Annotated in this window: 7 protein-coding genes; 2 read left to right on the forward strand and 5 right to left on the reverse strand. The window is 46.5% G+C overall.

The annotated features are described in order from the left end of the window. Positions 1–34: 34 nt before the first annotated feature. The 4 genes from pfkA to uvrB all read right to left on the reverse strand — a co-directional run bounded on the left by pfkA (position 35) and on the right by uvrB (position 8,574). The gene (pfkA, locus tag I2503_RS01070; RefSeq protein ID WP_196966760.1) at positions 35–1,057 is read right to left on the reverse strand and encodes a 6-phosphofructokinase; all 1,023 of its coding nucleotides are present in this window, start codon (positions 1,055–1,057) and stop codon (positions 35–37) included. A 65-nt stretch (positions 1,058–1,122) separates the two neighbouring features. Beyond that, on the reverse strand, positions 1,123–4,227 hold the full coding sequence (locus I2503_RS01075) for a DNA polymerase III subunit alpha (RefSeq protein ID WP_196966761.1): 3,105 nt from the start codon (positions 4,225–4,227) through the stop codon (positions 1,123–1,125). Positions 4,228–4,829: 602 nt separating this feature from the next. Then, complete coding sequence (gene dnaX / locus I2503_RS01080) at positions 4,830–6,482, reverse strand: DNA polymerase III subunit gamma/tau (protein WP_196966762.1); 1,653 nt, start codon at positions 6,480–6,482, stop codon at positions 4,830–4,832. Between the two features lie 103 nt (positions 6,483–6,585). After that, the gene (uvrB, locus tag I2503_RS01085) at positions 6,586–8,574 is read right to left on the reverse strand and encodes an excinuclease ABC subunit UvrB (protein ID WP_196966763.1); all 1,989 of its coding nucleotides are present in this window, start codon (positions 8,572–8,574) and stop codon (positions 6,586–6,588) included. Positions 8,575–8,720: 146 nt separating this feature from the next. On the opposite strand from uvrB, the gene I2503_RS01090 reads away from it, so the two are divergent. Beyond that, the gene (locus I2503_RS01090; protein ID WP_196966764.1) at positions 8,721–10,907 is read left to right on the forward strand and encodes an ABC transporter substrate-binding protein/permease; all 2,187 of its coding nucleotides are present in this window, start codon (positions 8,721–8,723) and stop codon (positions 10,905–10,907) included. Further along, positions 10,904–11,647, forward strand: coding sequence for an amino acid ABC transporter ATP-binding protein (locus tag I2503_RS01095; protein ID WP_135035604.1), 744 nt, complete (start codon positions 10,904–10,906; stop codon positions 11,645–11,647). The genes I2503_RS01090 and I2503_RS01095 overlap by 4 nt, the downstream gene beginning before the upstream one ends. A 244-nt stretch (positions 11,648–11,891) precedes the next feature. On the opposite strand, the gene I2503_RS01100 is transcribed toward I2503_RS01095, so the two are convergent. After that, a complete protein-coding gene (locus tag I2503_RS01100) occupies positions 11,892–13,946 on the reverse strand; it encodes an SH3 domain-containing protein (protein ID WP_196966765.1) in 2,055 nt (684 codons plus the stop codon). Positions 13,947–14,032 lie beyond the last annotated feature (86 nt).

The following is a 14,032-nucleotide window of genomic DNA, read 5'->3' on the forward strand; positions in this document are numbered from 1 at the left end:
TGTGAACTCCTTTTTATTTTATAAAGCTAATATCTTAGAAAGTCGCCAAATGACGGTTCAATTCTGCCAACTCAAGGTCAGCTTTGTGTGGATTATTAACAATGATTTTTCCATCTGCAGCAAGACTGAAGAGGGCTCCTTCTTCTGCAGTTCCAAGGATTGGACTTTCAACCATTTGTTCATTGCGGATACCAACCGCAAGCCCACCACGGCCTTCTTTCAGAAGTTTCACCGCGTGTGCTCCCATACGAGAAGCTAAGACACGGTCACGCGCAGTTGGAGCACCACCCCGTTGAATGTGTCCCAATTCAGTCACACGAAGGTCACGCAGGTCTTTCTCATCAGCTGCTTCACGCAATTTAGCACCAAACTCATCCGCTGACATCACACCTTCAGCAAGGATAATGATGTTGTGCTTCTTGCCACTTTCGTAGCTTTCTTTGATTGTTGCTGCGACAGCCTTCATATCAAAATCTTCTTCTGGGATCACGATGTTGTCCGCACCTGAAGCGATACCAGCCCAAAGAGCGATATCTCCGGCATTTCGTCCCATAACCTCAACAACAAAGGTACGACGGTGACTGGCTGAAGTATCACGGATTTTATCAATCGCATCCATGGCAGTTGTAACAGCGGTGTCAAATCCAATCGTGAAATCTGTACCAACGATATCGTTATCGATTGTTCCAGGTACACCAACAGCTGGGAAGCCATGTTCTGTCAAACGCATGGCACCGTGATAGGAACCGTCACCACCGATAACAACAACCCCTTCAATTCCATGAGCTTTCAATTGCTCAATTCCTTTTAGTTGCCCTTCAACCTGAGCAAATTCTGGGTAACGAGCTGATCCTAGGAAGGTACCACCACGACCAACAATGTTTCCTACAGAAGCTGCATCCAATTCGATGAATTTTCCAGCAACCATTCCAGCATAACCTTCCTGGATACCGTAAACTTCCATTCCTTCAGAGATTGCTTGACGAACCACTGCACGAATAGCAGCATTCATACCAGGGGCGTCACCACCACTGGTCAAAACAGCAATACGTTTCATTCTGCTTGAGCTCCTTCTCTTATATTTACATTCGTAAGCATTATAGCACAGGGGACTTTAAAATTCTAGCGTTTTTCTAGAAAAACCGTTTTCAGAGCATAGGGAGCGAGGGCATTTACCAGTTGATCTGATTTGGAAACGCCTCCTTCCAATTGCAAGGTTTCCTTCCCTTGCTGATAACGTAAAATAACCGGTATGGGTCCTGGGTGTCCCTTCAAAATTTGGGCAACTTCTTGATCCAGCTCATGATCTTGGAGTAGGATCCAGAATTGCTCCTTGGTCAGTATTTCAGCCTGATTTAGGAGAATCTGCTTCCGTCCATCCTTATCCTGCACTTTCCCGCGAATCCTTAGCAAGTTTCCTTCTTGTAAGAGGTCCTTGAATTTTCGAAAAGCCTCTGGGAAGACAATGACTTCTATTTTATTGCGGGTATCAGTGACTTGGACAAAGGCCATCTGCTCGCCTTTTTTGGTGCGAATAACTCTGATATTCAAAACCTCCGCCAGAATTTCTACCGTACGCCCAACTTGCAGGTCGGCGATGCGATCTATCCCGGCCCCCGCTTCCTGAAGATAGTCCTTTAAGGGATGAGGGCTCAGACCCACGCCTAACAGTTCCACTTCCATTCGATATTTTTCTAAAGAAGAAAAATCAGCAACTTCCTCCCAAGAATAGCTAGAATCTGCAAAAAGGCTACCCAACTCTTGGTAGAAGAAAAGTAGGCGATCCAGGTTGGTCAAGAGGGTGGCCCGGTTGGGAGCCATCTGATCAAAAAGGCCAATCTGGATTAAAGGCTTGAGAAAATCGGTTTTCTGGTAATTGTGGGGCATACGAAGGAAGAAGTCCTCCAAATCGGCAAAAGGTTGTTGCTCCAAAATCCAATTCTGGAAATCTCTTGGAAGACCCTTGATGCGGTCCAACCCCAAGTAAATAGCTCCATGCTGGAACCGATCTCGGCGTGAAATGCTATTGATGGTTAAGGGCTGCATCTGGAAGCCAGCATCCAAAGCATCCTCCAGATAGGTTTGGTTGCCAGAACTTAAAAGAACCTGGAAAAAGATATGGGGATAATGGGTTTTAAAATAGGCCAACTGAAAGGCCAGGGCGGAGTAGGCATAGGCGTGACTGCGGTTAAAGCCATAACCGGCAAACTTCTCCATAACCGCAAATAGAGCTTTAGCCCGCTCCCGGTCATAGCCTTGCTGCAGGGCGCCTTCAACAAAATCAGCCTCCATGGCGTGCATTTCTTCCGGTTTCTTTTTCCCCATGGCCCGCCGCAACAAATCGGCTTTCCCGAGACTAAAACCCGCAAAGCGTTGGGCCACCTGCATCACCTGTTCCTGGTAAAGCATAATACCGTAGGTCGGGGCCAGAATATCCGCCACTGCTGGATCCACCGAGGCCACCGCTTCCCGACCATGTTTCCGAGCCACAAAATTATCAATATAATCACTGGCACCCGGTCGGTTCAGGCTGGTGGTCGCAACCACTTCTTCAAAGGATTGAGGTTGCACCCGGCGTAAAAGATTTATCGCACCTGGTTGTTCAAACTGGAAAATCCCCTTGGTACGCCCAGCCGCAAACAAGTTGAGGGTTTCCGGATCCTCCAGTGGAATCTGAGCTGGCTCTAATGCAATTCCCTCTAGCTTGAGTAGTAAATCCCGCATGCGTTCGACATAAGTAAGATTTCGTAGACCCAAGAAATCCATCTTGAGCAAGCCATTATCCTCAATGGCTCCCGCATCATACTGGGTAATGTAGATATCCTCCGCAAATTTTAGGGGGATAAAATCCGTCAAATCTGCGTCACTCATTACCACCCCAGCTGCATGAACTGAAGTCTGCCGAGGTAAACCTTCTAGTCGCATAGCCAGTTGCAGCGCTCGGCCCAACTCTAGCCGTTCCTGAAATTGTCTACGGAAAGACAGACTCCGTTCTGACACCTGGCGCAAACTTTCTCCAAAACGAATTTGCTTGGTCAGGCCCGAAATCTCAAACTCTGGCACACCAATTCGTTTCAAGACATCCCGTAAGGCCTGCTTGGCTCCGAAGGTAGAATAGGTCACAATCTGCGCCGCGTGCATGCTTCCGTATCGATCCCGCACATAGCGAAGAAAATCCGGGCGGTGAATATCGGGGATATCAATATCAATATCCGGCATACTGAAACGTTCTCGGTTCAAAAAACGCTCGAAGATCAAGTTTTTGGCAACCGGATCAATTCCCGTGATGTCCAAGGCATAGGCAACTAAACTTCCTACTGCGGATCCACGCCCCATCCCCATGTAATAGCCTTGCCGTCGGCCAAAAGCCAACAGATCCCAGACGATCAAGAAATAATCGTCAAAGCCCATTTCATGGATAACGGCTAATTCTTCATCCAAGCGTTGTAAATAGGCTGTTTCCACTAATCCCTTAGCGTCTAAACCTGCCATCGCTCGCTCTCGCAATTCCTCCACAGCAGGTCTTTGAGTATTAAAGCGAGGCAATTTCAGACTCCGATCCAAATCATAGTGGATTCCATCAACCAGCTGCTCTAGATTCTCCCAGGCACCAGGAAAACGTGTTTGGAAGGCTTCTTTAACTTCGCGAGCTGGAAGCAACCCTTGACCGCGATAGGGAACTGGGGTACTCACCAATGTTTGATTGGCCTTGATAGCCTCCATAACCTGCAAAACTTCCAAATCCTGAGAGTCCAAATACCGAACGGTAGGAAGCGGAAGCAAGGGGCGGTCACTTTCAGGAAGGGGACTATCCAAAGCTAGACCTAAAAAGTAAGGAAGACCAAGGTCTAGGTCCTCTTGACCTGGCTGGTAGGGACGAATGATGGCAAGATCTTGGGTATACTCCACCAAGTCTTCCCAAGCTGTTTTTCCTAGATTCCGTTGAGTCGCTAATTTGAGCAAATTCTGATAGCCCTGTGTAGAAAGAGCCAGTAGGCGCAAGTCTACCATTTGCTCAGTCACACGCGTCGTCAGACTCATCCCTATTAAGGCTTGAAGGCCAGCTTGCTCAGCAATTTCTAAAAAGGCATACGCCCCATACAGATTGTCCTGATCCATTAAACCAAGACTCTGGTACCCCAAATCCCTAGCTCTGGCTACATAGGAGCTCAAGGTCAGATTACTTTCTAAAAAACTATATACGGATCGTGTATCTAACTGGATCATAGACTCCTCCATGCATACTCTTCAAAAACCGAGAACTGACCAAGCTCATCGGAGCTTTCTTTCTCATTTATGCTCCACTGCGTCAAAGTGACTCCACTAACTAAAATAGAAAGGTTGAGACTTTTGCTCCAGCCTATCTTGATTTTTATACCTATTCTTTCAGACTCTATTAACTGAGAACTAATTGATTGCCTACCTTGCTCGCCTTATACTCTTTTAGTTTATCTTTTATTACTGTGTTAGCTCGTCTTGCCGTACTTCAGTACTGTCTACGACTCGCTGCCTTGTACTAAAAGTAAACTAAAAGACTATATTGATAAGATTCAACAGGTCTCCCAGACCTGTTGGACAATCTTCATCGGATTAAAGGCAAGCGATGTTTGCTTTATTCCCTATAAATATGAATCCAATTCCTGGATTCATAGACTTCTTGCGGAACTAATGTATTTGATCCAATTTCATAGCAGGAAATATCGCATAACCACACTGAAATATCTTGCGACTCAGTCTTTTTTCAAGTGATAATTTCGATGAATCTCAAGTTCCGTCACTGTTTTGCAGGAAGTCTAATATTCATTTCAGATTTCGAACTATTTCGAGTATTAATCATCTTTAATCACAACTTGTGACGCTAGAAAAGAAAATTGTTCCGGAATTGGAGATTCTTCCTTCTCTTCTTGCTTTTGTTGGCGGTTCTTCGCTGCAAAATCCTGCCGGAGCTGCTGCCAATCTTCCATTGAAATCGCTAGAATTTCTGGTGAGAAGCCAGCAGCCTGACTGAGAATATTGCCGAAGGTCACATTGAGATTATCCCGTTTCATGGTCTGTTCAGCATTGAAGGCCGATTCAAAGGCCAGGATGGCATGATGTTCATTGGCTGCCACAGGCTGTGAACCTTCTAACAAGGCCTTGTCAGCCCCTGATAGACGTTCGATGATTTCTCCCCAGGCCTCTTGCAATTTGGTCAGATTGGCACGAGCCAAAACTGGATTTTCGACAGCCTCTTCCAGAATTTTCGTGAAGCGAGTCTTATCAATTTTCACCTTGGCTTCTGGGCGGGCCGCGCTTTGAGGAACCTTTGCTGGTTGAGATTGACTGATTCCCATCCTTTTGAGCTGGATCACTTCTTCTTTTAGGGTCACGAGCTCTGCTTGGAGCCGAGCCACTTGGGGACCGGCTTCCTTTTCTTCCGCTGGACCGTCAATCAACTGAACGGTGATCATCTCCAGGGCTAAGCGAGCTTGGCTCAGCTGACGCAAGGTCTGGTTTGCCTGGAGAAGGGTCCCCAGCATATCCAAAAGGCGGGGGCGCTCCAACTCTTGATTGTCCAAAAACAGGGGAGAGCGATCCGCAAAGCTAAGGCCTGATTGACTTAAAAGAAGGTCGCGCAGATACGCTAAGAGGTCATCGAGGAAGCGAGCTGGCTGTTTCCCACTATCAAGGATGGTATTCAAATGATCCATAGCCTCTTCCAGGCTTTGGAGGCGGAGAGCTGCTACATAAGAATCCAGAGCCCGGAGACTGACGGAGCCCGTGACTTCTTCAACCAAGTCTAAACTCAAGACCGAACCATCCAGAAGACTCAAGGCTTGATCCAATAATGAAAGGGCATCCCGCATTCCTCCCTCAGCTCGGCGCGCAATGAGGCTAAGGGCTCCTTGTTCGGCGCCAATACCTTCTTGATCGAGAATCCAATCAAGGTGTCCCACGATATCAGCTTCTTTGATGGCCTTGAATTCAAAACGCTGAACCCGAGAGAGGATAGTCGCTGGGATTTTATGCAATTCTGTCGTCGCAAGGATAAAGACCAAGCCAGGACTGGGCTCTTCCAAGGTCTTGAGGAGAGCATTAAAAGCTCCGGTCGACAGCATGTGGACCTCATCAATAATGTAAACCTTATATTGAGCTAGACTAGCCGCATAGGTAGACTTGTCTCGAATATCCCGAATCTCATCTACCCCGTTATTACTGGCCGCGTCAATTTCAATGACATCCTCTAAGCTGCCCTGGGTAATTGCCTGACACATGTCACAATGGTTACAGGGTTCCCCATCGGTTTGATTGGGACAATTCATGGCCTTGGCAAAAATCTTGGCAGCAGAGGTTTTCCCCGTTCCTCTGGGACCTGAAAACAGATAGGCATGGCTGATTTTCCCTGTTGCCACTGCCTGCCGTAAGCTTTGAGAGACAACAGGTTGTCCCACCATTTCTGAGAAAGTCTGGCTACGATATTTACGATAGAGGGCTTGGTACACCGGCTTCCTCCCTTTCTTTTTCTTCCTATTTAATAAGCTCAGATACTGCTAATCTTCCAAAATTGACAATCCCTAGTTTTATCACACTTAGATTTCACTCGGCTTAATCCAGAGCCTTGATTTCCAGAATCATATCACGAATTTGTGCCGCCAACTCGAAATCAAGAATACCAGCTGCTTCCTGCATCTGTTCTTCCAATTTCTTGATCGCTTCTTTGCGTTCTTTTTTGTTCATGCTTTCGAAATCTGGTGTCTCCTCTTGCTCTGGTAGAGCGGCCCTGGTGACACTGATCAGATCGCGAATTTCTTTCTTGATGGTTTGTGGAACAATGCCATGTTTTTCATTGTATTCCATCTGGATGGCCCGACGGCGAGCGGTTTCTTTCATGGCTTTTTTCATGGATTCCGTTTCGGTGTCGGCATACATAATCACGTGTCCCTCGCTATTACGAGCAGCCCGACCGATAGTCTGGATAAGCCCCCGTTCATTGCGAAGAAACCCTTCTTTGTCGGCATCCAAAATAGCCACCAAGCTAACCTCCGGAACGTCAATCCCTTCCCGAAGCAAGTTGATTCCTATCAGAACATCAAACACTCCCAATCGCAGGTCGCGGATAATCTCCGTCCGTTCCAAAGTCTTGATATCCGAGTGCATATACTTGACTTTGACTCCCATTTCCTTGAGGTAGTCCGTCAAATCTTCCGCCATTTTCTTGGTAAGTGTGGTAATGAAGACCCGTTCGTTCTTAGCAACGCGTTCATGAATTTCTCCTAGGAGATCCTCCATTTGCCCATGAGTTGGACGCATCTCAACTTCTGGGTCCAATAGTCCCGTTGGCCGAATGATTTGCTCGACAATTGTTTCAGTCTCCTCCATCTCGTAATCTCCCGGGGTTGCAGAGACATAGACAATTTGATGAACGTGCTGCTCAAATTCTTCCCGTCGCAGCGGACGGTTATCAAGGGCACTTGGCAGACGGAAGCCATGGTTCACCAACATCTCCTTGCGTGAGCGGTCCCCATTGTACATCCCCTTAATTTGCCCCATGGTCATGTGCGACTCATCAATCATGATCAGGAAGTCTTCCGGGAAGAAATCCAAGAGGGTATAAGGCGGCTCCCCTTCCGAACGACCATCCATATGCCGCGAATAGTTCTCCACCCCATTGGTGTAGCCCATTTCACGCAACATTTCAATGTCATAATCCGTTCTTTGTTTCAAACGCTGCGCTTCAAGAAGCTTACCTTCCTTCTCAAATAGGGCTAGCTGCTCTTCTAACTCTGCCTGAATCTTGGCGATAGCCATCTCCAAATGCTGGTCGTTGGTCACGAAGTGAGTCGCGGGATAAATGGCTAGATGTTCAACCTCCCCCAAAACCTGACCGGTAAGAGCTTCAATTTCACGAATCCGGTCGATTTCATCGCCAAAAAATTCAATCCGAAAGGCATGCTCGTCTCGACTGGCAGGGAAGACTTCAACCACGTCCCCCCGTACCCGGAAACGGCCCCGTTGAAAATCAATGTCATTGCGTTCAAACTGAATCTCTACCAAATCATTGAGAAGTTGATCTCGTGAAATGAGTTGACCTGGCCGTAAACTGACAACCTTGTCCGCATATTCTTTGGGTGAACCCAAACCATAGATACAGGAAACAGAGGCTACGACAATGACATCGTTCCGCTCCAATAGAGCCGAAGTAGCTGAGTGGCGAAGCTTGTCAATCTCATCATTGACGGAACTATCTTTCTCGATATAGGTATCGCTGGATGGCACATAGGCTTCAGGTTGGTAGTAATCATAGTAAGAAACAAAGTACTCGACTGCATTCTCTGGGAAGAATTCCTTGAACTCCCCATAAAGCTGACCGGCCAAGGTTTTATTGTGGGCGATCACCAGAGTCGGTTTATTGACCTTGGCAATTACCTGACTCATGGTGTAGGTTTTCCCCGTACCAGTGGCTCCCATTAGGATTTGGGCCTTCTCTCCACCTTCAATGTTGTCAACAAGTTCTTCGATCGCCTGGGGTTGATCCCCAGACGGTTGGTACTTAGATACCAGCTTAAATTGATTATCTTCTATTCTTTCAATCATAGTACACCTCAGCTCCTATTTTACCATCTTTCGGCAGGGAAATCTCGAGTTTGATATGTCAGAACTTCTGACATAAAACGCGCTCAATTTGCATCCTCTGGTCCTTTTTGGTATAATTTGAAAATATTCTAAAAGGAGATGCCGAAATGAAGAAAAAACTTCTAAGTCTCTTGTTACTTCTGTTTCCACTATTTGTAACAAGCGGCGTGCAGGCAGCTGATACCATTAAGATTGTATCAGATACCGCTTATGCACCATTTGAATTTAAAGATTCAGATCAAGTCTATAAAGGAATCGACGTCGATATCATCAAGGCAGTCGCAGAGAAAAAGGGATGGAACTACGAACAAAGTTATCCTGGCTTCGATGCGGCTGTTAATGCGGTTCAAGCCGGTCAAGCCGATGCCATCATGGCAGGGATGACCGCAACCGAAGAACGTAAAAAAGTGTTCACCATGTCTGACACCTATTACGATACCAAGGTGGTTATCGCAACCCTAAAAGGAAAAGGAATTTCAGACTATAACCAACTCAAAGGCAAAACCGTTGGAGTCAAAAACGGTACCGCCGCTCAACGCTTCCTTGAGGACAACAAAGACAAGTATGGCTACGAAATCAAAACCTTCGACACTGGAGATTTGATGAACAACAGCCTCCAGGCTGGTGCTGTTGACGCCATCATGGATGACAAACCTGTTCTCCAATACGCCATCGACCAAGGTCAAAACTTGGAAATTCTAATGGACGGAGAACCCGTTGGAAGCTTTGCCTTCGGTGTTAAAAAAGGCAGCGATAAGGAATACCTTGTTGAGGAATTCAATGAAGCGCTAGCTGAAATGAAAGAAGATGGTAGCCTAGAACAAATCATCAACACATGGACTGGTGGTTCAAACAACTCTGTAGCTGCCAACATCCCTGAAACCTCTACACCTGCCGGCCAAACTGCAACTCCGGTCAAGAGCGAATACAAGATTGTCAGCGACTCTTCCTTCGCGCCATTTGTTTTCCAAAATGATTCCAACGAGTACACTGGAATCGATATGGAGTTGATTCAAGCAATCGCTAAAGATCAAGGCTTCACTATTTCTGTCACCAACCCTGGATTTGATGCAGCGGTAAACGCAGTTCAAGCAGGACAAGCAGACGGAATCGAAGCTGGAATGTCCATTACGGATGAACGGAAGAAGACTTTTGACTTCTCCGACCCTTACTACATTGCCAATGCCATTATCGGGGTTAAGAAAAACAGCGACATCGCTTCCTATGAAGACCTCAAAGGAAAAACCGTTGGGGTGAAAAACGGTACCGCTTCTCACGACTTCTTGACCGAAAACAAAGATAAATACAACTACGACATTAAAGTCTTCTCAGAAGCTGCATCTATGTACGATAGTTTAAATGCTGGCTCCGTAGATGCCATCATGGATGATGAACCCATCATCAAATATGCGATCAACCAAGGCCAAGACTTGGCTACTCCAATCGCTGGAATCCCAGTTGGTCAATACGGCTTCGCCGTTAAAAAAGGAACCAACCCTGAATTGATCGAGATGTTCAACAATGGTTTGGCCAACTTGAAAGCAAATGGGGAATATGAAAAACTCCTCGATAAATACCTAGGTGAGTCAACTGCAAGCAGCAATCAAGCTTCTACAGTTGATGAAACATCTATCTGGGGCTTGCTTCAAAACAACTACAAGCAATTGCTAAACGGTCTATGGATTACCATTTCCTTGACCTTGATTTCCTTTGCCATTGCCATGGTCATCGGAATCATCTTCGGAATGTTTAGTGTTAGCCCAGTTCCTGCTTTGCGCACTGCCGCTACAATTTTTGTCGATGTGATTCGTGGAATTCCATTGATGATCCTTGCTGCTTTCATCTTCTGGGGTATCCCCAACTTGATTGAAAGCATGACGGGGCAACAGTCACCCATCAATGACTTTGTAGCCGGTGTGATTGCTTTGTCACTAAACTCTGGTGCTTATATCGCCGAGATTGTACGGGGTGGTATTCAAGCCGTTCCTGCCGGCCAGATGGAAGCCAGCCGCAGTTTGGGTATCTCTTACAGCAAGACTATGCGGAAAATCATCCTTCCCCAAGCTGCTAAGATTATGCTTCCAAACTTCATCAACCAGTTTGTTATTGCCCTAAAAGATACAACCATCGTATCCGCAATCGGATTGGTTGAGCTCTTCCAAACAGGTAAAATTATCATCGCGCGGAACTACCAAAGCTTCCGGATGTATGCAATCCTAGCTGTGATTTACCTCATCTTGATTACTTCTCTCACTCGCCTAGCGAAACATCTAGAAAAGAGGACCAGTAAATGAGTAAACAATTGAAAATTGATGTAAATGATCTTCACAAGTACTACGGAAAAAATGAGGTTCTAAAAGGCATCACCACTCAATTCTATGAAGGAGATGTAGTCTGCATCATCGGCCCTTCTGGTTCTGGTAAGTCTACCTTCCTCCGCAGCCTCAACCTGCTGGAGGAAGCAACCAGTGGGCACATCACTGTTAACGGTGAAGACCTCACGCTTCCGACAACAGATGTGGATAAGGTCCGGGAAGACATCGGTATGGTCTTCCAGCACTTCAACCTCTTCCCACATATGACTGTTCTTGAAAATATTACCTTTGCACCTGTTGAGCACAATCGCATGTCTCTTGAAGAAGCAAAAAGCTTGGGAATGGAACTCTTGGAAAAAGTTGGTTTGGCTGAAAAAGCTGATGCCATGCCAGATAGCCTTTCCGGAGGGCAGAAACAACGGGTGGCCATTGCGCGTGGTTTGGCTATGAAACCAGAAATCATGCTCTTTGACGAACCAACCTCCGCTCTTGACCCAGAAATGGTCGGAGACGTATTGAATGTTATGAAAGACCTGGCAGAGCAAGGAATGACCATGATCATTGTTACCCACGAGATGGGATTTGCCCGCCAAGTTGCCAACCGGGTTATCTTCACCGCTGACGGTGAATTCCTCGAAGATGGACGACCAGACGAAATCTTTGATAACCCACAACACCCACGTTTGAAAGACTTCCTTGATAAAGTCTTGAACGTTTAATACTCGAAACAGTTCGAAATCTGAAACGAATTTTAATCCAGGAATTGGATTAAAATTTATAGGTAATGAAGCAAGCATCGCTTGCCATCAATCTGATGAAGGCTGAACTATAGTTCGGCGAAGAAGATTAACACATTCAGATTTTGAAATGTAATGAGTTTAAGATTGATTTTCAAAGTATATTAATGCCAAAACCCCCATGGAATCGGTAATTCCATGGGGGTTTTGGCATATCAAATTTTTACTAAGGAAGGGCAACATAGCGACGAATGCCTGAGCCTGAGATATAGCTGATCCAGTTGCGGCCTTCAGCTTGAATAATCTTGTCATAGTTCACAGACATCCCTTTTTCATAAAGAGCTACGGCTGGGGCAGACATTTGAGCTTGATTTTTAACCAATGCTTCTGCTCCAAAGGTATAAGTACCGGCTGATGGAAGACCTTGATGCAGGGTTGGTTTGACTTCAGCCTTTGGTGCTGCCGCTAGCTTTTCAATCGCGATGTAATGGCGGTTGCCGCTGTAGCTGAGGTAGCTAAGCCAACGGTGACCATCTGCTTCCAAGACTTTATCGTAGTTTACAGAGCTACCTTTGTCGTAGTAGGCAACATCCGGGCTGGCTACTCGTGCTTCTTTTTTGATGCCGAAGCGACCATCGAAACGGAAAGTCCCAGAAGAGGGGATACCCGCTGGAGATGTGCTTGGTTCTTCTGGTTTGGTTTCTGGTTTGACTTCAGCCTTTGGTGCAGCCGCTAGCTTTTCAATCGCGATGTAATGGCGGTTGCCGCTGTAGCTGAGATAGCTAAGCCAACGATGGCCATCCGCTTCTAAGACCTTGTCATAGTTTACCGAGCTACCTGTGTCGTAGTAGGCAACATCCGGACTTGCTACTCGTGCTTCTTTTTTGATACTATAGCGGCCATCAAAACGGAAAGTTCCAGAAGAGGGGATACCCACTGCAGATGTGCTTGGTACTTCTGGCTTCGCTTGAGGTTTAGCTTCTACTTTTGGTGCTGCAGCTAGTTTTTCAATTGCGATGTAATGGCGATTGCCGCTATAGCTGAGGTAGCTGAGCCAACGGTAACCATCCGCTTCTAAGACCTTATCATAGTTTACCGAGCCACCTTTGTCGTAGTAGGCAACATCCGGGCTCGCTACTCGTGCTTCTTTTTTGATGCCGAAGCGACCATCGAATCGGAAAGTTCCAGAAGAGGGGATACCCACTGCAGATGTGCTTGGTACTTCTAGCTTGGTTTCTGGTTTTACTTCCGCCTTTGGTGCTGCAGCTAGCTTTTCAATCGCGATGTAATGGCGGTTGCCACTGTAGCTGAGGTAGCTAAGCCAACGATGGCCATCTGCTTCTAAGACCTTGTCGTAGTTTACTGAGCTACCTTTGTCATAGTAGGCAACATCAGGACTTGCTACTCGTGCTTCTTTTTTGATACCATAGCGGCCATCAAAACGGAAAGTTCCAGAAGAGGGGATCCCCACTGCAGATGTGCTTGGTTCTTCTGGTTTGGTTTCTGGTTTGACGTCGGCCTTTGGTGCTGCCGCTAGCTTTTCAATCGCGATGTAATAGCGGTTGCCGCTGTAGCTGAGATAGCTAAGCCAACGATGGCCATCCGCTTCCAAGACCTTGTCGTAGTTTACTGAGCCACCTTTGTCGTAGTAGGCAACATCCGGGCTGGCTACTCGTGCTTCTTTTTTGATACCATAGCGGTCATCAAATTTATAAGTACCAGAAGCAGCCAAAGGTGCAGTCGCCTCTACTTGTGGTTTTTCTTCCACTTGAGGAGTAACAGGTGCTGCATTGAGAACACCAATCGGAGCATAGCGCCGTTGTCCACTAAAGGATTTATAGGACAACCATTGATAGCCTTCTTGGTTATGCAACTGGTCATAGCGAACCTGGTCTCCCGCTTGGAAGTAAAATTCTGTCTCAGCTTTAGCGGACAATTCATTCTTTACCCCAACAGTTTCCGCAAAGGTATAGGAACCACTTGGTGCCAAGTCTTGAGCTGGCTGTTCAGGAAATTCCTGCACCTGGTCCGCAGTCAAAAGCATAGCACGAGGTTGAAGCTGAGCTGGTGCAGCATAGACCGCATCTACTGGAGATTGAGTTTGTTCCCCCTCTACCTCTTGCTGAGTGACAGCGAGAGGTGCTTCCACAGAAACTTGGTCAGCCGCGACTGTAGAACTCGCTCCTAAAAGCACAGTCCCAATCGCAATCGAAGCAACACCGACACTGTATTTACGAATAGAATAACGTTGAACTGGGTTCCACAAATCTTTGGCTTTCATTATGAACCTCCCGCTTGATCTCAAGGAATCTTTTTTTGTAACAAATATTACATTTTTGTTACCTTGTATGTTAATTGTAACAAAGT

The sequence above is a fragment of the Streptococcus sp. NLN64 genome, from assembly GCF_015831295.1.
In the GTDB taxonomy this organism is placed as follows: Bacteria; Bacillota; Bacilli; order Lactobacillales; family Streptococcaceae; genus Streptococcus.